This is a genomic window from Bradyrhizobium sp. McL0616, assembly GCF_049993385.1.
GTDB lineage: Bacteria > Pseudomonadota > Alphaproteobacteria > Rhizobiales > Xanthobacteraceae > Bradyrhizobium.
This window is the reverse complement of record NZ_CP188255.1, coordinates 64,776-83,875: the sequence shown is the minus strand read 5'-3', so window position 1 is coordinate 83,875 and position 19,100 is coordinate 64,776. Positions and strand designations below refer to the sequence as shown.

Annotated in this window: 19 protein-coding genes; 9 read left to right on the top strand and 10 right to left on the bottom strand. The window is 64.0% G+C overall.

Annotated features, from left to right (window positions below; translation table 11 throughout):
* Positions 1-21 precede the first annotated feature (21 nt).
* Entirely contained in the window at positions 22-1,596 is a 1,575-nt protein-coding gene (gene ubiB / locus ACPPVR_RS00370) for a 2-polyprenylphenol 6-hydroxylase (RefSeq protein ID WP_426612342.1), read from the bottom strand.
* The gene (ubiE, locus tag ACPPVR_RS00365; RefSeq protein ID WP_426612341.1) at positions 1,593-2,354 is read right to left on the bottom strand and encodes a bifunctional demethylmenaquinone methyltransferase/2-methoxy-6-polyprenyl-1,4-benzoquinol methylase UbiE; all 762 of its coding nucleotides are present in this window, start codon (positions 2,352-2,354) and stop codon (positions 1,593-1,595) included. The genes ubiB and ubiE overlap by 4 nt, the downstream gene beginning before the upstream one ends.
* 81 nt (positions 2,355-2,435) lie before the next feature.
* Between ubiE and mutM the strand changes: the two genes are divergently transcribed.
* On the top strand, positions 2,436-3,317 hold the full coding sequence (gene mutM / locus ACPPVR_RS00360) for a bifunctional DNA-formamidopyrimidine glycosylase/DNA-(apurinic or apyrimidinic site) lyase (protein WP_426612340.1): 882 nt from the start codon (positions 2,436-2,438) through the stop codon (positions 3,315-3,317).
* Positions 3,318-3,323: 6 nt separating this feature from the next.
* Positions 3,324-3,893, top strand: coding sequence for a GNAT family N-acetyltransferase (locus tag ACPPVR_RS00355; RefSeq protein ID WP_426612339.1), 570 nt, complete (start codon positions 3,324-3,326; stop codon positions 3,891-3,893).
* 280 nt (positions 3,894-4,173) lie between these two features.
* Here ACPPVR_RS00355 and ACPPVR_RS00350 read toward each other — a convergent pair whose 3' ends face one another.
* On the bottom strand, positions 4,174-4,914 hold the full coding sequence (locus ACPPVR_RS00350; RefSeq protein WP_426612338.1) for an AAA family ATPase: 741 nt from the start codon (positions 4,912-4,914) through the stop codon (positions 4,174-4,176).
* A gap of 243 nt (positions 4,915-5,157) precedes the next feature.
* On the opposite strand from ACPPVR_RS00350, the gene ggt reads away from it, so the two are divergent.
* A complete protein-coding gene (gene ggt / locus ACPPVR_RS00345; RefSeq protein WP_426612337.1) occupies positions 5,158-6,837 on the top strand; it encodes a gamma-glutamyltransferase in 1,680 nt (559 codons plus the stop codon).
* Between the two features lie 3 nt (positions 6,838-6,840).
* Here ggt and ACPPVR_RS00340 read toward each other — a convergent pair whose 3' ends face one another.
* Positions 6,841-8,202, bottom strand: coding sequence for a peptidoglycan-binding protein (locus ACPPVR_RS00340; RefSeq protein WP_426612336.1), 1,362 nt, complete (start codon positions 8,200-8,202; stop codon positions 6,841-6,843).
* 90 nt (positions 8,203-8,292) lie between these two features.
* On the opposite strand from ACPPVR_RS00340, the gene ACPPVR_RS00335 reads away from it, so the two are divergent.
* Positions 8,293-9,096, top strand: a complete 804-nt coding sequence (locus tag ACPPVR_RS00335) for a HesA/MoeB/ThiF family protein (RefSeq protein WP_426612335.1) — start codon at positions 8,293-8,295, stop codon at positions 9,094-9,096.
* Between the two features lie 8 nt (positions 9,097-9,104).
* Here the strand turns inward: ACPPVR_RS00335 and ACPPVR_RS00330 are convergent, their stop codons facing one another.
* Positions 9,105-10,112 carry an aldo/keto reductase gene (locus tag ACPPVR_RS00330; protein ID WP_426612334.1) on the bottom strand — a complete coding sequence of 336 codons (1,008 nt, stop codon included), beginning with the start codon at positions 10,110-10,112 and terminating at the stop codon, positions 9,105-9,107.
* Positions 10,113-10,231: 119 nt separating this feature from the next.
* On the opposite strand from ACPPVR_RS00330, the gene ACPPVR_RS00325 reads away from it, so the two are divergent.
* Positions 10,232-11,143 (top strand): LysR family transcriptional regulator, encoded by a 912-nt coding sequence (locus tag ACPPVR_RS00325; protein ID WP_426612333.1) that lies wholly within the window; start codon positions 10,232-10,234, stop codon positions 11,141-11,143.
* Between the two features lie 135 nt (positions 11,144-11,278).
* Here ACPPVR_RS00325 and ACPPVR_RS00320 read toward each other — a convergent pair whose 3' ends face one another.
* Positions 11,279-12,280: a 2-hydroxyacid dehydrogenase gene (locus ACPPVR_RS00320; RefSeq protein WP_426612332.1), complete on the bottom strand. Its 1,002-nt coding sequence runs from the start codon at positions 12,278-12,280 to the stop codon at positions 11,279-11,281.
* Positions 12,281-12,608: 328 nt separating this feature from the next.
* Between ACPPVR_RS00320 and ACPPVR_RS00315 the strand changes: the two genes are divergently transcribed.
* Positions 12,609-13,139: an SH3 domain-containing protein gene (locus tag ACPPVR_RS00315; RefSeq protein WP_426612331.1), complete on the top strand. Its 531-nt coding sequence runs from the start codon at positions 12,609-12,611 to the stop codon at positions 13,137-13,139.
* Positions 13,140-13,326: 187 nt separating this feature from the next.
* Here the strand turns inward: ACPPVR_RS00315 and irrA are convergent, their stop codons facing one another.
* The gene (irrA, locus tag ACPPVR_RS00310; protein WP_426612330.1) at positions 13,327-13,818 is read right to left on the bottom strand and encodes an iron response transcriptional regulator IrrA; all 492 of its coding nucleotides are present in this window, start codon (positions 13,816-13,818) and stop codon (positions 13,327-13,329) included.
* Between the two features lie 352 nt (positions 13,819-14,170).
* Between irrA and fabA the strand changes: the two genes are divergently transcribed.
* The 3 genes from fabA (at position 14,171) to fabI (ending at position 16,929) form a co-directional block, all read left to right on the top strand.
* Positions 14,171-14,692: a bifunctional 3-hydroxydecanoyl-ACP dehydratase/trans-2-decenoyl-ACP isomerase gene (gene fabA / locus ACPPVR_RS00305; RefSeq protein ID WP_426616295.1), complete on the top strand. Its 522-nt coding sequence runs from the start codon at positions 14,171-14,173 to the stop codon at positions 14,690-14,692.
* 39 nt (positions 14,693-14,731) lie between these two features.
* Positions 14,732-15,955, top strand: coding sequence for a beta-ketoacyl-ACP synthase I (gene fabB / locus ACPPVR_RS00300; RefSeq protein ID WP_426612329.1), 1,224 nt, complete (start codon positions 14,732-14,734; stop codon positions 15,953-15,955).
* Positions 15,956-16,128: 173 nt separating this feature from the next.
* Positions 16,129-16,929 carry an enoyl-ACP reductase FabI gene (gene fabI, locus ACPPVR_RS00295; RefSeq protein ID WP_426616294.1) on the top strand — a complete coding sequence of 267 codons (801 nt, stop codon included), beginning with the start codon at positions 16,129-16,131 and terminating at the stop codon, positions 16,927-16,929.
* Positions 16,930-16,937: 8 nt separating this feature from the next.
* On the opposite strand, the gene ACPPVR_RS00290 is transcribed toward fabI, so the two are convergent.
* The 3 genes from ACPPVR_RS00290 to ACPPVR_RS00280 all read right to left on the bottom strand — a co-directional run bounded on the left by ACPPVR_RS00290 (position 16,938) and on the right by ACPPVR_RS00280 (position 19,031).
* Positions 16,938-17,534: a glutathione S-transferase family protein gene (locus ACPPVR_RS00290; protein WP_426612328.1), complete on the bottom strand. Its 597-nt coding sequence runs from the start codon at positions 17,532-17,534 to the stop codon at positions 16,938-16,940.
* A gap of 100 nt (positions 17,535-17,634) precedes the next feature.
* Entirely contained in the window at positions 17,635-18,474 is an 840-nt protein-coding gene (locus tag ACPPVR_RS00285) for a hypothetical protein (RefSeq protein ID WP_426612327.1), read from the bottom strand.
* A 92-nt stretch (positions 18,475-18,566) separates the two neighbouring features.
* Positions 18,567-19,031 (bottom strand): N-acetyltransferase family protein, encoded by a 465-nt coding sequence (locus ACPPVR_RS00280; protein ID WP_426612326.1) that lies wholly within the window; start codon positions 19,029-19,031, stop codon positions 18,567-18,569.
* Between the last annotated feature and the right edge of the window lie 69 nt (positions 19,032-19,100).

Here is a 19,100-nt window from a genome sequence, read left to right as displayed (position 1 = left end):
AAATCTATGATTGCAGTGCAATCACAGATTCCGGACGGCGATCAAGATGCCGATGAAGGTCGCGGCGATGATCCAGAGCGCCACGGTACGCCAGCGGTTCTTGCGGCCCTCGCTGCGGCCCATCGCCGCGATGCTCTCCGGCGACAGTCGCAGGCCCTCCTGGGTCATGGTCTCGAGCTGCTCGAGCACCGCGACTGAGCGCGCGGCGATCTCCGGCAGACGCATCAGGATGCGTGCGAGGTCGCCGCCGCCGGACAGCGCGCCCTGCACCCGGCCAATCGGTCCGAGATTGCGTTCGATCCATTCGCGCACTACGGGGTCGGCGACCTTCCAGATGTCGAGCTTGGGATCGAAGCCGCGCGCCACGCCTTCGACCACCACCATGGTCTTCTGCAGCAGGATCAGCTCGGGCCGCGTCTTCATGTCGAACAGGCCGGTGACCTCGAGCAGCAGCGTCAAGAGCCGCGCCATCGAGATTTCCTCGGCGGTGCGGTTGTGGATCGGCTCGCCGATGGCGCGGATGGCTTGCGCAAAATTCTCGACCGAATGATGCGCGGGAACATAACCCGCCTCGAAATGCACCTCCGCGACGCGGCGATAATCGCGGGTGATGAAGCCGAGCAGGATTTCGGCGAGGAAGCGCCGCTCCTTCATGCCGAGCCGACCCATGATGCCGAAATCGACCGCGACGAGACGGCCGGCATCATCCAGGAACAGGTTTCCGGGATGCATGTCGGCATGAAAGAATCCGTCGCGCAGCGCGTGGCGCAGAAAACTCTGGATCACCTTGCGGCCGAGATCGGGCAGGTCGACCTGCGCCTCTTTCAGGCGCTTGTGGTCATTCAGCGCGATGCCGTCGATCCATTCCATCGTCAGCACGTTGTGCGTGGTGCGGTCCCAGTCGACGGTCGGCACGCGGAAATCAGGATCGTCGCGGGTGTTCTCCGCCATCTCGGACAGCGCTGCAGCCTCGAGCCGCAGGTCCATCTCCATCGCGACCGAGCGCGACATGGTGTTGATGACCTCGATCAGCCGCAAACGCCGCGCTTCGGACGAATAGGTCTCGGCCTTGTTCGCGACGAAGAAGAAATCGGAGAGGTCGCGGCGGAAGCGCGAGGCAACATTCGGCCGCAGCACCTTGACCGCAACCGACTTGCGGACACCGTCGCGCAAGACCTCGCCGCGATGCACCTGTGCGATCGAGGCGGCTGCGACCGGCGGGCTGAGGCTCGCGAACACGTCCGTCAGCGGACGCTCCAGCGACGTCGCGATCGCGGCCTCCGCCTCGGCTTGCGAAAACGGCGGCAAGCGATCCTGCAGGCTTTCCAGGTCACGGGCCATGACGACGCCGACGACGTCGGGCCGCGTGGCGAGGAACTGACCGAGCTTGAGATAGGCCGGGCCCATCCGGGTCAGCGCCCGCGTCAGCCGCGGTCCGTGCTTTGGACCGCGCCGTTCGATGAGGCGCGCAAGTTTCAGCGCGAGCTGCCCGGGCGGCGGCACCAGACTCGGATCAACGGAGCCGAACACGCCTTCGCGCGCAAACACGAACGCGGCGCGGATCAGGCGCGACATGTGGGTGATGGCAGAGATCACAAACGCCAGCCCGAATGCAGTGCGACGATGCCGCCGGTCAGTGTCTGCCAGCCGACGCGGGCGAAGCCGGCGTCGCGGATCATGTCGGCGAAGGCGTTGGGCTTTGGAAACTTGCGGATCGATTCGACCAGATATTGATAGGACTCGGCGTCACCCGTGACCATGCGGCCGAGCGGCGGGATCACCTTGAACGAGAACAGGTCATAGAGCTTGTCGAGGCCGGGCATCTCGACGGTAGAGAATTCCAGGCACAGGAAGCGGCTGCCGGGCTTCAGCACGCGATAGGCTTCGCGCAGCGCCAGATCGATCTGCGGCACATTGCGAATGCCGAAAGCGATCGTATATGCGTCAAAGCTGCGGTCGGCGAAGGCGAGCGCCTCGGCATTGCCTTCGACGAAATCGACCTGGGTTTCGAGATGCCGCTTGGCGGCGCGCTCGCGGCCTACCGCCAGCATGTCGGAATTGATGTCGCAGACGGTGGCATGGAAGCCGGGACCTGCCGCCTTGGCCGCGCGGAACGAAATGTCGCCGGTGCCGCCGGCGACGTCGAGCAGCGCGAATGGCCGATCGCCCTTGGGCGGGGCGAGCGCGGTGATCATGATGTCCTTCCAGACCCGGTGCAGGCCACCGGACATCAAATCGTTCATCAAGTCGTAGCGCGACGCCACGCTGCGAAACACATCGTTCACCAGCGTCTGCTTGTCCCCCAAGGGAACGTCTTTGAAGCCAAAATGCGTGGTTTCGCCCGGCCGATCCATTACTCTACTCCACGACGCCGACCATAGCGCGGCCGCCGCAATGGCGCTATCACACCGCCCTCATAAGGTGAATGCCTGACCATGCCTGAATTGCCCGAAGTCGAGACCGTCCGCCGCGGCCTTCAGCCGGTCATGGAGGGTGCAAAAATCCTTATTGCAGAGGCCCGCAGGCCCGATCTGCGCTTTCCGTTCCAGCCGGATTTCGTCGCCCGGCTCCAGGGGCAGATCGTCACGGGCCTCGGCCGCCGTGCAAAATATCTCATGGCCGACCTCGCCTCCGGCGACGTGCTCTTGATGCATCTGGGCATGTCGGGCTCGTTTCGCGTCATCAAGCCGGACAACGAGGCTGCGCCCGGCGAGTTTCACTATCCGAAAGGTAAGGACTCCGTGCACGACCACGTCCTGTTTCGGATGTCCTCGGGCGCCGACATCGTCTTCAACGATCCGCGCCGCTTCGGTTACATGAAAGTGATCGCGCGTAGCGCACTCGATGAGGAGCCGTTGTTGCGGGGGCTTGGCCCCGAGCCGCTCGGCAACGAATTCGATGCGGCCATGCTCGCGCACTCCTGCGAAGACAAGACCACGAGCCTGAAGGTTGCATTGCTCGATCAGCGCGTCGTGGCGGGGCTCGGCAACATCTATGTCTGCGAAGCCTTGCATCGCTCGCATCTGTCGCCGCGCCGGATCGCCGCGACGCTGTCGACCAAAAAGGGCGAGCCAACGGATCATGCCAAGCGGCTGGTCGGTGCGATCCACACCGTGCTGAACGACGCCATCAAGGCCGGCGGCTCGTCACTGCGCGATCATCGCCAGACCTCGGGCGAGCTCGGCTATTTCCAACACTCCTTCAAGGTCTATGGCCGCGAAGGCGAGACCTGCAAGACGCCGCGCTGCGGCGGCACCGTGAAGCGTTTCACGCAGAACGGCCGGTCGACCTTCTGGTGTTCGAAATGTCAGAAGTGAGCGGCCATGCAGACGCCGCGGCTTGAAACCGAACGGCTGATCCTGCGTCCGCTCGCATTGTCCGATGCGCCGGCGATCCAGCGTCATTTCGACAATTGGAACATCATCCGGCATCTCGCTGCGGTCGTCCCCTGGCCATATCCGGCGGACGGTGCGGAGACCTTCGTCCGGTCGCAGCTCGGCAACATCTCAGCCGGCGAGGAGATTCACCATTGGGTGCTGGTGCTGAAGGGCAGTGACGGCGAGGCGATCGGAAACATTCATTTCCGCCCCTATGCCGACGGCGCGAAGGGCAATCGCGGCTTCTGGTTGGCCGAGCCTTATTGGCGGCGCGGATTGATGACGGAAGCCATCATCGCGGTGAACGATTTCGCCTTCCTCACACTTGGCCTCGATCATTTTTACGTCTGCAACGCCGCCACCAACGAGGCTTCACGCCGGGTCAAGCAGAAGACCGGTGCGGAGTTCGTCGGCTTCATCGAGCTTGCGCACCACGGCGGACAGTCGAAGTCCGAGAGATGGATCGTGCGGCGTGAGGATTGGTTACGCGGGAGATCCGTGGCACCGGTGGCCTAGCTTCGCGAGATTTGACCCGACCGAAGCGGTCGACGCCGGCACACAGCCGTTTTGCCTGACAAGTCAGATGTCTACGCACCCTCGCCGAGGAGCCTTGGCCGGGAGCGGCTCTACTGTGCATGGGGTTGTTTTCGACATTTTTGTTCGAGGGCGCGGCCGCCATCGCCAAAAAGACGCGAAGCGAAGCAATCCGGCCGAGCTGGGGGCCGGATTGCTTCGTCGCTGAGGCTCTTCAACCGTACGGCGAAGAGCCCATTTGACGTCTGAGCGATTGCCCCGCTCAGGACGCCAAAGTCATAGCTTCGTTCGCCGCGCGCTCAGTGGCGAGGTGCAACATTCCGTCCGCGGCCGAGATGACCTGGTCGATCAGCACATTGGTCGCCGAGATGTTCAGCCGGGACTCGATCCACTGCCAGAGGCCGCGGATTTCCTCGGTCGACTTGCCGTTCGGCGCGAATTCGCTGACGGCGAGGCCGCTGGCGAGCGAGTCCTGATGGTCGTTGCGCATCGCGATCAGGGGACGCGCGAGCACCTCGGTGAGATCGAGCGCGGCTTCCTCGGCAAGCGTGTTGGCGGCGTTGTCGATGCGCTGGCCGCGGATCGGCGTCTGGTTCAGCACGAAGCCGTAGGGCCGCTTCCAGGCGCGCGCGACGCTGATGGTGGAGACCGTGGCTTCGATGTCGGCAACGCTCGGGCGGGCCGGGATCAGGCAGAGGTCGGAGTGGCGGATCGCGGCAGTGGTCGCGGCGCTGAGGCCGGCCGCAGTGTCGACGATCGCGAGCTGGAGGCCGCTGTCGGCCAGCATCTTCAGACGCGGTTCGATGTCCGCAGCGTGGTAGATCGGTTCGACGACGAGATCGTTGTTGTTGCGGCGGCGCTGCCAGTTGGAGAGGGTGCCCTGCGGGTCGGTCTCGATCAGGCGGACGGTGAAGCCGGCCTGCTTGGCTGCCAGCGCGAGGCCGATGGCGAGCGTGCTCTTGCCGCTGCCACCCTTTTGGGTAGCCAGTACGATCGTATGCATTTGCAGATGATTCCTTTGGGAGTGCCGGGGTCTCGGGGTAACGCCACGCGAACGTGCATCATTGAGGATGCTGAGCTCTTCTCGCTCAGGACGTGCCCAGCCCGATCCAAAGGGGACCGCGGATGTCCGAATCAACAGGTACGATGATGGCAGAATCAGGAATGCCAGCTAATCCGTACCATTACTGGACCCGTAATCCTGCGTGTGATGTGCTCGCCGCCGTGAATAAAAGGGACACACGGCATGAGCGGTAACTGGCGCGACCGGACGGCGACGACCTTCGAATGTCAGAAAATGCCGGCGGTCTCGAGCCGCGGCATGGTGGTCAGCAACCATCCGCTGGCCTCCAGCGCGGGCGCCGAGATGCTGGCAGCCGGCGGCAACGCCATCGACGCTGCGATCGCGACCCTGTTCACGCTGACCGTGGTCGAGCCGATGATGGTCGGCATCATCGGCGGCGGCATGGCGCATATTCGCCTGGCCGACGGCAGCCATCGTTTCATTGACGGCCAGAGCACGGTGCCCGCGGCGGTGCGCGACACCAGCTACACCTCCAGGCCGGGCTCGGCGCATGACGTGTTCGACACTGTCGGCAATGAGAACCTGAACGGCCCGAAGGCGGTTGCGACGCCGGGCTCACTCAAAGCCTGGTGCGAGACGCTGCGCCGGTTCGGCACCATGAGCCTCGCCGACGTGATGCAGCCCGCAATCAAGCACGCCGCGCGCGGCTATGCGGCGACGCCCTATTTGCACGAATGCATCAGCGAGAGCGCCGCCGAGATGCGCAAGGACAAGCCGATTTCGGCGATCTATCTGCCGAACGGCGAGCCGCTCAAGGTCGGCGAACGCGTGGTGCAGGCCGAATATGCCGAGACCTTGCGATACATCGCCGACCATGGCGAGCAGGCGCTCTACGAGGGGCCGCTCGGCGACATCCTCGTCGACTACATGGAGAAGGCAGGCGGCTTTATTCGCCGCGCCGATCTGACGAACTACAAGACCGTCGAGCGCCAGCCGGTCCGCGCCGACTATCGCGGCTGGACTATTTTTGGTCCGCCGCCGCCCGCGGCTTCCGGTGTCCACATCGCGCAGATGCTGAACATCCTGGAGGGCTACGACATCGGCGGCCTCGGCTTCGGCACGCCGGAGACCATTCACTATCTCGCTGAGGTCCTGAAGATCGCCTTCGCCGATCGCGCTGCGGCCAGCGGCGATCCTGACTATGTCGGCGTGCCCGTGGAGCAACTGACGTCGAAAGCCTATGCCGAGGAGCGCCGCCGCGCGATCGATCCGGCGCGGGCGCAGGCCTGGGGTGCCGGCGTGTCGCAGCTCGAAGGCGCGCACACCACGCACATGACGGCGGCGGATGCCTTCGGCAACGTGGTCGCGACCACGCAGACCATCAACAATCTCTTTGGCGCGAAGATCATGATCCCGGGCTTAGGGGCCATCGCCAACAATTACATGAACCTGTTTGATCCACGTCCGGGTCACGCGCTGTCCCTGGCGCCGGGCAAGCGCGTCACAACCTCGATGTCGCCGATGATGGCGCTGCGCGATGGCAAGCTGCGCTATGCGCTTGGTCTGCCCGGCGGCAAGCGCATCTTCCCGAGCGCGATGCAGGCGCTGGTTAATCTCATCGACCACGGTATGAGCTTGCAGGAGGCGGTCGAGGCGCCGCGCGTCTGGACCGAGGGCAATGCGCTCGAGGTGGAGCAGACGGTACCGGAGGGCGTGCGCGCAAAGCTCGCGAGCCTGGGCCACAAGGTCCAGCCGGTCGCGACGGTCGCCGGCGGGATGAATGCGATCGCGTTCCACGACGACGGCACCATGACCGGCGCCGCCTGCTGGCGCGCGGACGGCACGCCGGTCGGGATCTCCGGCGGCCTCGCGCGCAGCGGGGTGCGGTTCAGGCTCAGCTGATCGCTATTTCCGCACGCAGATCACGCGCACGACGGCGGCCTTTGCATCCGTAGCAGCGCCGATCGCGGTAACGCCGTTCGCCTTCAGGAAGTCGCGCACGGCTTCCGCGGAAACCATCACGGCCTGTGATGCCGGAACCGCTGTCGCGGGTCCCGCAACCATTGTGGACTTCAACAGCGTCACGCCCGCGAACTTGCCGTCGCCGTCGATCGTCGGGCCACCGGAAAATCCAGCCGCCGGTGGCGGCGACAACGCGGCATCGCCGCTGCCGACCGATGCCAGCGCAGCCTTGACGCTCGTCGCGCCCGCCGCGCCGCCCTGGCTTTGCGGATCGGCGATGCCGATGACATCGACATTGGTCTTGGCCGCGCCGCCGGTGAGGCTGAGCGGTTTCAGGCCGCGCGCGCCATAGATGTGCAGCAGTGCGAGATCGTGCTCCTTGTCCTCGGCGAGGCGGTCGGCATTGCCGTAGCCGCCGATGGTGATGGCGAGGCAGCCATCGGTGACGAAGCGGTCGGTGATGATCGCGCCGTCGTCGCTGACGACGATGCCGGTGCCGTATTCGACGGTCTTGCGCGGCGCTAGTCCGGCTTGCGGCCCCGACGGGAACGCATTGAACGCGCTCGACATTGCGATCACGACCGGCTCGACCGTGTTCTCGGTGGCCTGGTCGTAGAGAATCGTCATGATGCGGACCTCGTCGCCTTTAAAGGTGCCGCGCACGTAAAATTTCTTCAGGCCCTGGAGCCCCGACAGCACGAAGAAGTCCGGCTTCACCACGGTGTAGTCGACCTTGCGTCCGGCCGGCTCCTTCTTCTCTTGCTCGGCGAGCTTGGCCGTGGTCGGGCTCGCCTCCTTGCGGCGGCTGAGCAGCACCTGCACCGTTCCGGTCGGCGAGGCCCATTTCGAGCCGTTGGCGTCGGTCGCCTGCTGCAGCACCAGTTTTGAGGGAATGCCGAGCCGCGCGCCGCTGGTCGGCTCCATCACGATCTTCCAGCCGACATTGTCCTGCTTGCGCCGCGCGGTCTCGGCGAGCGCTGCGCGCTCTTGCGGATTGAGCACGCCGGTCGGCTTGCCGCCCTTGTTCTTCTGGTACTCCCTGATCGCATCGACCATGCGCGCGCTGATGTCGCCGGTAATGGCGCCGTTATACTCGCCGACCCAGGCGAGATCGGACTGGAGCGACAGCCGCTCCGCCTGCGCCATGGCGTCGGCGGTCTCGGATGGTGTCTGCAAGGCGGGCGGGCGGATCGGAACGGTCTGGACCACCTTCGGTTTGAAGCCGGGGAGCAGTGGTGCCGTCGTCTGGGCGTTCGCGCCGGTGGCAGCCGCCAACATCAGTGTTGCCGCAAGCATCGATCTCATGACAAATCCAGCCAGCCCATTGAACGCGCGGCCATTGAAGCACATCTCGTTGGTCGCGAACAATCTCGGGGTGGTTCAGGAGAAGAGAAGTTGCTGAGCCCGGACGAACTCGAACGCTATGCCCGCCATATCGTGCTGCGCGATGTCGGTGGTCCCGGCCAGGCTGCGCTGAAACGGGCCTCCGTGCTGGTGATCGGCGCGGGCGGGCTCGGCGCGCCGGCTTTGATGTATCTGGCTGCCGCCGGTATCGGCACGCTCGGCGTGGTCGATGACGACGTCGTCTCGCTGTCAAATCTTCAACGCCAAGTGATCCATACAACACCCGATATCGGCCGGCACAAGGTCGAGAGCGCGGCCGAGCGGATCGCAGCCCTCAATCCGCATGTACGCTTTGTCGGTCACGCGACCTGGCTTAACGCCGAGAATGCAATCAGCCTGATCGGCGACTACGATCTCGTGCTGGACGGCTCCGACAATTTCTCGACGCGTTATCTGGCCTCGGACGCGTGCTTCTTCGCGCAGAAGCCGCTGATCACCTCCGCGCTCGGCACCTTCGACGGCTCGCTCACCACCATCCGCGCGCATGAGAAGAATGCCGATGGCGTGTTCAATCCGACCTATCGCTGCCTGTTTCCGGAGGCGCCGCCGCCGGGCACGGTGCCGGCCTGCGCGGAGGCCGGCGTCATGGGCGCGCTCGCCGGCGTGATGGGCTCGATGATGGCGCTGGAGGCGATCCGCGAGATCGTCGGCTTTGGCGACGGCCTGGTCGGACGCCTCCTGATGATCGATGCGCGCGCGATGCGCTTCGAGACGCTGCGTTACGCGCGCGATCCCGCCAATCCGCTCAATGGCGATGGGCCGGTCATGACCGACCTGAGTGCCCATCGCGCTTGATCGCGCTGTTACGTCGTGGCGGGCTTCTCGCTGTCGAGATGCGCCATCTGCTCGGCGGCATAACGCATGCCGGACGCGACATTCGGCGGAAAGGCCTTTGCCAGCGTCGCAAGATGCGCCGGGGTCAGCGTCACCTTGTTCGCGCCCAACGCTTCGCTGAGACGGTTGCGGGTCTTGGCGCCGACCAGCGGCACGATCTCCTGGCCTTGCGCCGCCACCCAGGCGATCGCGACCTGCGCTGGTGTTGCGCCGATCTCTGTGGCGATGGCGCGGAGCTGCTCCGCCAGCGCGAGATTGGCATCGAGGTTTGCGCCCTGGAAGCGCGGGCTCATCAGCCGGTAGTCCTTGCCGACCTTGCCAGAGTCCTTCGACCAATGGCCGCCGATCAAGCCGCGCGCCAGCACGCCATAGGCGGTAATGCCGATGCCAAGCTCGCGGCAGGTCTTGAGGATGTCGCGCTCGATGCCACGCTCGATCAGCGAATATTCGATCTGGAGATCGACGATCGGATGCACGGCATGCGCGCGGCGGATGGTGTTGGAGCCGACCTCGGACAGGCCGATATGCCTGACGTAGCCGGCCTTCACCATCTCGGCGATGCCGCCGATCGTCTCCTCGATGGGAATGTTGGGATCGAGACGCGCCGGGCGGTAGACATCGATGTAGTCGGTGCCGAGTCGTTGCAGCGAATACGCGAGGAAGTTGCGCGTTGCGGCCGGCCGCGAGTCGAATCCGACGAACTCGCCGGCGGGGCCGCGCAGCGCGCCGAACTTGACGCTGATCTGAACTTTCTCGCGCGCGACATCTTTCAGCGCTTCTCGGATCAGCATTTCATTGTGGCCCATGGCGTAGAAGTCGCCGGTGTCGAGCAGCGTGATGCCGGCCTCGAGCGCGGCATGGATGGTGGCGATACTCTCGCCGCGATCGGCCGGGCCATAGGCGTCCGACATCGCCATGCAGCCGAGTCCGAGGCTCGAGACGTTGGGGCCGGTTGAACCGAGTTTGCGTTGTTCCATGATGGCTCTCCTCGAAAACGGCAGCGCTGATTACGCCGCGCGACGAGGGCAGATATGCGTTCTCTCCATTACGCCGATAAGCTGGACAATCCAGAATGGCTTGTTCATCATATCGAACAATGGCCGATCCCGATCTGCGCGATCTCGACGTCTTCGTAGCGGTCGCCCGCACCCGCAATTTCCGGCGCGCGGCGGTCGAAATTCGCGTGTCTGTGTCGAGCCTTAGCCAGAGATTACGGGACCTGGAGGAACGCCTGGGCGTCCGCCTGATGAACCGCACCACCCGCAGCGTTGCGCTGACCGAGGCGGGTGAGCTGCTGCTGTCGCGCGTGGCGCCCGCGCTGCGCGATGTCGGCGACGCGCTGGATCAGGTCCGCGGCCTGCGCGAGGTCGCGTCGGGCCGCCTGCGCATCAACGCGCCGCCGCCGGCGGTCGACCTCGTGCTGGGGCCGATGGTTGGCCCGTTTCTGGAAGCGCATCCGCAGGTCGATCTCGACGTCGTTTCCGAGAGCGGTTTCGTCGACATCGTCAGCGCGGGTTACGACGCCGGCGTACGGTACGGCGAGCATCTCGCGCAGGATATGGTGGCGATCCCGCTGAGCGGACCGCAGCATTATGTCGTCGTCGCGTCGCCAGCTTACCTCGCGCGCCGCGGCCGGCCAAAGCATCCGAAGGATTTGCTCGAGCATGATTGCATCCGCGCCCGCTACTCGAGCGGCGTCATGCATGACTGGGAGTTCGAGAAGGCGGGTCAGCTCATGAAGGTCGATCCGCGGGCCAAGCTGATCTCGAGCAATATGGGCCTCGCCATGCGCGCTGCGCTCGACGGCGTCGGCATCTGGGCGACGCTCGATGGCTACGTCGGTGAAGCCGTGAAATCCGGCGCGCTGGTCAGCCTGCTCCAGGATTGGTGCGAGCCGTTTCCGGGGCCGTTCCTGTATTATCCGAGCCGGCGCCAGGTGCCGCCGGCGTTGCGCGCGTTCATCGATTTCGTCGCAGATTGGCGCAAGCGAAACGCGCCGCGACTCTAGATACTCATGGTGAGGAGGCGCGAAGCGCCGTCTCGAACCAAAGGCCCATTCTGGCCCGCGGCCATCCTTCGAGACGCCGCTTCGCGGCTCCTCAGGATGAGGAACAGAGGGCTTGTGTCGCGGTAGATTTGGGGCTCAGAGCATGCTCGGCAGCACGCGATCCGGCGGCTTGTGGGCGTCGAGGAAGGTGCGGATGTTGATGATCACTTTCTCGCCCATCTCGACGCGGCCCTCGATCGTGGCCGAGCCCATATGCGGCATCAGCGTGACCTTGCCGGCCTTGGCGAGCCGCACCAGTTTCGGATTGACCGCCGGCTCGTGCTCATAGACGTCGAGGCCGGCGCCGCCGATCTCGCCACCTTCGATCAGCTTGATCAGCGTGTCCTCGTCAGTGACCTCGCCGCGCGCGGTGTTGACGATGTAGGCGTCCTTGCGGATCAGCTTCAGCCGCCGCGCCGATAGCAGATGATAGGTCGCCGGCGTATGCGGACAATTCACCGAGATGATGTCCATCCGCGCCAGCATCTGGTCGAGGCTTTCCCAATAGGTCGCGCCAAGCTCTTCGGCGATCTTCGGCGCCACCGGACGACGGTTGTGATAGTGGATCTGCAAGCCGAAGGCGCGGGCGCGGCGCGCGACCGCCTGGCCGATGCGGCCCATGCCGATGATGCCGAGCCGTTTGCCGCCGATGCGATGGCCGAGCATCCAGGTCGGCGACCAGCCGGCCCAGGGTTTTCCCTCCGTCAGTACCGAGGCGCCTTCGATCATCCGGCGCGGGACGGCCAGGATCAGCGCCATGGTCATGTCGGCGGTGTCTTCGGTCAGAACCTTTGGCGTATTGGTGACGGTGATGCCGCGGGCATGCGCCGCCTCGACGTCGATATTGTCGACGCCGTTGCCGAAATTGGCGATCAATCGCAGCTTGCAGTCGGGCTGGTTGACGATGTCGGCACTGATGTGGTCGGTGACGGTCGGAACCAGGATGTCGGCTGTGCGCGCGGCCTCCGCGAGCTGCTCGGCCGACATCGGCGTATCGTCGAGATTGATGCGCGCGTCGAATAACTCGCGCATCCGCGTCTCGATCGAATCCGGCAACTTGCGCGTCACGACGACGAGGGGCTTTTTCTTCACCGACATGTCCTGCCCTCATGAGACATCGCAGGCCGCCTCTGTCGCCAAAGGCCGGCCGTTCAGGCCTCATTAACCCGGTTGTTCGACACTGCCCTTGCCGTGTCCGTCCCCGGCGTTTCCTTCAAGCTCTCCCGATATTTCCGGCCGGAAAATCGGGGCAAACTGGTTGTTCAAGCGTCCGTCCTCTCTAGCAGAAGGCCGGGCCAAGACAAGAACCACGGGTTAAGGCTTTGGGAACACCCGCGTGAGGCGGGGTCAGGGGCTCGCGCGGCTGGGTTTTGGAATTTTGGGGTGAGGACCCGGCTTGGCCGGGTCTTCGACAGGAGACGGGTTGATGGCGTTTGGGCGTTTTTGTTCGGTGATGGCGCTCGTTTGCACCTGGTTGAGCGCCTCGGTCAGCCCCTCGCATTCGGCGAAAGAGGCCACCCCGCAGACGGCCAGCGGCCTGCCGGTGCCGCGCTATGTCAGTCTCAAATCGGATCACGTGAACGTCCGCGCCGGCCCGACCAAAGACAATGATGTGGCTTGGGTCTACACCCGCACCGGGCTGCCGGTCGAAATCACCGCCGAGTTCGAGAACTGGCGCCGGGTGCGCGATTCTGAAGGCGCCGAGGGCTGGGTCTATCACTCGCTGCTGTCAGGCCGCCGCACCGCGGTCGTCACGATGAAGCGCAAGGATGAGCTCGCGCCGATCTACGACCGGGCCGATCCCGACAGCGCGGTTGCAGCAAAGCTCCAGGCCGGCGTCGTCACGCAGGTGAAAAAGTGCACCACGAATTGGTGCCACGTCACTGGCAGCGGCTTTGACGGCTGGATCCAGCAGGAGCGCCTCTGGGGCGTGTACTCCGACGAGCAGGTGAACTGACGCGATGGCGGAAGAGCAGGCTACTGCTCCAGCGTCATGCCCGGGCATAGCCGTCCGAAGGACGGCGTCGCTTCCGCTCGCCTACGTCCCGGGCATCCACGTAATTTCACGCTTAGCCCAAGAACGTGGAATGGCGGGGACAACCAAGCCCGGCCATGACGACTAAATCAACAGTTTAGGATTGATCTCAGCGCTTCTTGCGCAGGCGCACAACCATGTCGATCCGCGCGATCTCGTAGCCATCCGGCACCTCCGGCATCCTGGATAGCGCCAGATGCGGATCCTCGATGTCGACCAGCTCGTGGCTGTTCTCGAGGTAATAGTGGTGGTGGGTGGTGACGTTGGTGTCAAAATAGGTCTTGGTGCCGTCGACGCTGACCTGACGCAGCAGGCCGGCATCGGTCAGCTGGTTCAGAGTGTTGTAGACGGTGGCGAGCGAGACCGGGACCTTGGCCAGGGTCGCTTCCTCATAAAGCATTTCAGCCGTGAGGTGGCGTGCCCCCTTGCCGAACAGCAGCCAGCCGAGCGCCATACGCTGGCGCGTCGGGCGGAGCCCGGCGGACTGAAGCATTTCATTGACGTCGTGCCAGGGGCAGCCAGTCAGGGCCGGCTGGCGGCCGGACAGAAGGGCTGCCGCATGGGCGTCTTCGTCGTGATGGATCGCGTTGTTTTCGCTCATTTCCAGAATTCGGGCACGCGTGAACACTATCTGTCTGCAATATATGGACAGATAGATGCAGATGCAAGTTTCTCGCAACTAGAGCGGTTCTAATCAGCGGAGGAACGGGCCGGGGCCCCCGTCATTTTACCTTCATGAGACGGCTTTGCTACCCGAAATGGCCTGTGTTAGAGAGCCCGCGGTTCCGCTTAACCGATTTTGGCGCAGCCAGGCATTGAGGCCCGGCCCGAAGTCGATCCGGCTCTCGGTATTTGCGCCTGACGACGGCAATTGGCGTTGCTTTCCGAACAAGAACGGGCCCATTTTCGCCAGAAACGCCGCTCAATCGGGTTTAGAACACAGAGGCTTCAGCATGCTGAATAGGCGCAACGGCTACGAATATGAAGACCTGCTGGCATGTGGCCGCGGCGAGATGTTCGGCCCGGGCAATGCACAATTGCCCCTGCCGCCAATGCTCATGTTCGACCGCATCACGGAAATTTCCGAAACCGGCGGCGAGTTCGGCAAGGGAGTCGTGCGCGCCGAGCTCGACGTGAAGCCGGACCTCTGGTTCTTCGGCTGCCACTTCAAGAACGATTCGGTGATGCCCGGCTGCCTCGGCCTCGACGCGCTGTGGCAAATGGTCGGCTTTTATCTTGGCTGGAGCGGCGGTGAAGGCCGCGGCCGCGCCCTTGGCCTGAACGAGCTCAAGTTCAGCGGCCAAGTGCTGCCCGAGGCCCGCAAGGTTGTGTACAACATCGATATCAAGCGCGTGATGCGTTCAAAGCTGGTGCTCGGCATCGCCGACGGATGGCTTTCGGTCGATGACCAGATTATCTATCGCGCGAAGGATCTGAAGGTCGGCCTGTTCAAACAGGGCGTCAGCCTGGGCTGAGCGCATCACCAAGAAGGCAACGATTAAGGCGAGGCTGTCATGAGGCGGGTTGTGGTCACCGGGATGGGCATCGTCTCGTCCATCGGAAACAACACCCAGGAGGTGCTTGCGAGCCTTCACGAGGCGAAGTCGGGCATTTCAAGGGCTGAGAAATATGCCGAGCTCGGCTTCCGTTCGCAGGTGCAGGGGGCGCCGACGATTGATCCTGCGACGGTTGTCGACCGGCGTGCGATGCGCTTCCTCGGCCAGGGCGCGGGGTGGAATCACATCGCGATGGAGCAGGCGATCCAGGATTCCGGACTGGGACCTGACGAAGTCTCCAACATCCGTACCGGAATCATCATGGGCTCCGGTGGTCCGTCCGCCCGCACCATTGTCGAGGCCGCCGACATCACCCGCACCAAGGGACCGAAGCGCGTCGGCCCGTTTGCAGTGCCGAAGGCAATGTCGTCGACGGCCTCGGCGACGCTCGCGACCTGGTTCAAGATCAAGGGCGTGAACTATTCGATCTCGTCCGCCTGCGCGACGTCGAACCATTGCGTCGGCAATGCCTATGAGACGATCCAGATCGGCAAACAGGACATCATTTTCGCCGGCGGCTGCGAAGAGCTCGACTGGTCGCTGTCGGTGCTGTTCGACGCGATGGGCGCGATGTCCTCGAAATACAACGACACGCCCGCCACCGCCTCGCGCCCCTACGACGTCAACCGCGACGGCTTCGTCATCGCCGGCGGTGCCGGGGTGCTGGTGCTGGAAGAGCTCGAGCATGCCAAGGCGCGCGGCGCGCGCATGTATGGCGAGATCGTCGGCTACGGCGCGACCTCGGACGGCTACGACATGGTCGCTCCATCAGGTGAAGGCGCCGAGCGCTGCATGCGCATGGCGATGTCGACGGTGAGGACCAAGGTCGACTACATCAATCCGCACGCCACTTCGACCCCGGCCGGTGATCCGCCGGAGATCGAGGCGCTCCGAAAAGTGTTCGGCGCCGGCGAGAAGTGCCCGCCGATCTCGGCGACCAAGGCGCTGACCGGCCATTCGCTGGGCGCGACCGGCGTCCAGGAAGCGATCTATTCGCTGCTGATGATGAACAATGGCTTCGTCTGCGAGAGCGCGCACATCCAGGAACTCGATCCCGTGTTCGCCGACATGCCGATCGTGCGCAAGCGCATCGACAACGTCAAAATCGGCACCGTGCTGTCGAACTCGTTCGGCTTCGGCGGAACCAACGCTACGCTGGTGTTCAGCCGGCTGGATGTGTGACGTCATTGTTGGCGTACTGTTGATTTTCTCGTCATGGCCGGGCTTGTCCCGGCCATCCACGTCTTAGCCCGAGGCTCGGAAGAACGTGGATGCCCGGGACACAGGCGAGCGAAGCGACGCCGTCCTTCAGACGGCTGTGCCCGGGCATGACGAAGAGTGGAGAGTGGTGGGCGATGCAGGAATTGATGAAAGGCAAGCGCGGTCTGATCATGGGCATCGCCAATGATCATTCGATCGCCTGGGGCATGGCGAAGACGCTGCATGCCCATGGCGCCGAGCTTGCCTTCACTTTCCAGGGCGAGGCCCTCGGCAAGCGCGTCAAGCCGCTGGCGGAATCTCTCGGCGTGGAATTGGTGTTGCCCTGCGATGTCGAGGACATCGCCAGCGTCGACGCCACATTCGCGGCCTTGCGCGAAAAGTGGGGCCAGCTCGACTTCGTGATCCACGCGATCGGCTTTGCCGACAAGAACGAGCTGAAGGGGCGCTATGCCGACACCAGCCGCGAGAATTTCTCGCGCACCATGGTGATCTCCTGCTTCTCCTTCACGGAAGTGGCAAAACGCGCCGCCGAGCTGATGACAGAGGGCGGCAGCATGATCACGCTGACCTTCGGCGCCTCGATGCGCGCGATGCCCAATTATAACGTCATGGGCGTGGCCAAGGCGGCGCTGGAAGCCTCCGTGCGCTATCTCGCCTCGGATTTCGGGCCACGCGGCATTCGCGTCAACGCGATCTCCGCAGGCCCCATCCGTACGCTCGCCGGCTCCGGCATCGGCGAGGCGCGCGCGATGTTTGGCTTCATGCAAAAACATTCGCCGCTACGCCGCGGCGTCACGCTCGACGAGCTCGGGGGTTCGGCGCTGTATCTCTTGTCCGACTTGTCCAGCGGCGTGACCGGCGAGATCCACTATGTCGATTCCGGCTACAACATCGTTTTGATGCCGAAGCCGGACGACCTGAAGTCGTCGGAGTAGCTGCGTCCTTACCCCGCCGCGATCTTCTCCGCGCGCTGGAATGCCGGCCGTGCCATGCAGCGCGCGAGATAGGCGTCGAACACGGGGCGCGACGGCACCATCTTAAACAGGCGCACCGCAAAATTCAGGCCTGCACCGATGGTGATGTCGGCGGCGGAGAAGTCCTCGCCGAGAATCCACGGCCCCTTGGCGAGCGCCGCTTCCAGCACATCAAACACCTGCGTCGCGCTGCCCCAGGCCGCGGTCGAGGTCGGCACCTCGATCTTGGTGAAGATCTGGATGATGGCGGGCTCGATGCAGCTCGGCGAGAAGAACAGCCATTGCAGATAGCGCGCGCGGCACGGGTCGGTCACGGCTGGCGCCATCTTCGTCTCGGGATAGCGGTCGGCGATGTAGGCGCAGATCGCCGCGGCCTCGCCGAGTGCGGCGTCGCCGTCGGCAAGCGCCGGCACCTTGCCCATCGGATTGACCTTCAAGTACTCCGGCGCCTTCTGCGCGCCGGTCGAAATGTCGGTCAGCACGCGCTCATAGGGAAGCCCGGTTTCTTCCATCAGCCAAAGCGCGGAAAATGAGCGCGAGCGGGGCGACCAATAGAGCTTGATCATGGCGCGGACCTTTCATCGGCGGCAGACGAACAGCGCGCAATTCATGGCGCGTCTGCTTTGAATGCGCAATGCACTACACCCAGGTACAGAATGCCCCGGCTCAGTCTTCCTTGAGATAGCCGGGGAGGCCCCGGTCGAGCCTGTCTGCGACGAGTGCTCGCGTCCTCTCGCGCAGCGCCGCGTTGGCCGAAGCTGCCGCGGGCGGGTCAGGAAACATCGAGTTGTCGAGCTTGGTGAGCGGGTCCTCGGTCAATCGCATACTTGCGGCGAAGTTCGCGCCGAAATTCACAAAGGGACGCTTGATCTCCTCGTAGCTTCGGCCATCGATCAGCGTGATTGCAACATTGGCGAAAAGGTGCGAGTGCCGGAGGAGGCCGCCGAGACCCTGATTGTAGGTGCCGATGCCGTTCAGCATCATGTGCGTGTTCGGCAACTCCGCCTTGAACGTGGTCGCGACGAGATAGCGATCGCAATTCGCATTCGCTGTGAAGCTCCGCACGATCACCGGCAGACGCTCTCCGGGATCTCGGATGAGGATCGTTTTCGGATTATAGAAAGGCTCGAAGACGCCCTTGGGAGAGGCGATCCTGCGCACCGCGGGATCGTTGCTCGTTGCCGCGCGTACCCGCGCAAACACGAGATCATCGAGGCCCCAGTCGATTGGAACCTCGCTCGCCTCATTCTCGAAGATCGTGAGGCCAAATTTCTGGACGGAGTAGTGGTCTCCGATCACCGAGATCACGCCAAGTCGGCACGGGCCGCTCTCCGTCGCGACCGGCTGCTTTGCAATCGGTTTGGCCTTCGGCGCCGCCTTCTTGGCAACCGGTTTTGCTTGAGGTGCGGTCTGAGCGGGAGGCGCGGTGGTTGCGGGAGGGGTTTGCGCGGCTGTCGCAGCGAGCAGGGACAGCAGCGCGATCAGCGGGACAGCAATTCGAAACATGGATTCCAGGGAGATCAGAGGCAGGTAGACATCGGAGACGCCACACTAGGTTGGGATCATGACAACCGCAAGCTGCGTCCGGCGATCGCCACCTATCCGGTCTGGTGCTGCCGGCACCACCGGTAATACTTCATCACAAACCCGTTCGACGGCTCGATCTCTTCCTTCTCGAACACAAAGCCCTCGCGCTCGTACCAGCGCCAGGCCTTTTCGTTCTCGCGCACGCAGCGCAGATACATCTCGTCCGGCATTTGCGTGCGCGTGAAGGCGAGCATTTGCCGGCCGAGCGATTGGCCCTGATAGGCTGGTGCGACGAACAGCATGTCGAGATAGAGTTTTGGCAGATGCAGCGCGAGCATCGCGGCGATCGTGCCGTGATCGTCGGCGACGAACAGGCTCCAGCCACCCTCGATCTCGCGCCGGATGCGCGCACGCAGATTTGCCAGCAGGAAGTTGCTCGCCTCGGCAAGCCCGGTCGAGACCCAGCTCTCCATCCAGACGCGGGCGATCTCGTCATATTCCTCGCCGCGCGCGAGGCGGATGATCGCATCAGACATTGGTGCTCCCCCTTTTGGGGCTACCCGGCGCGAGCGCGTGAGGTTACTTGAATGATCCTGATTAGCTCG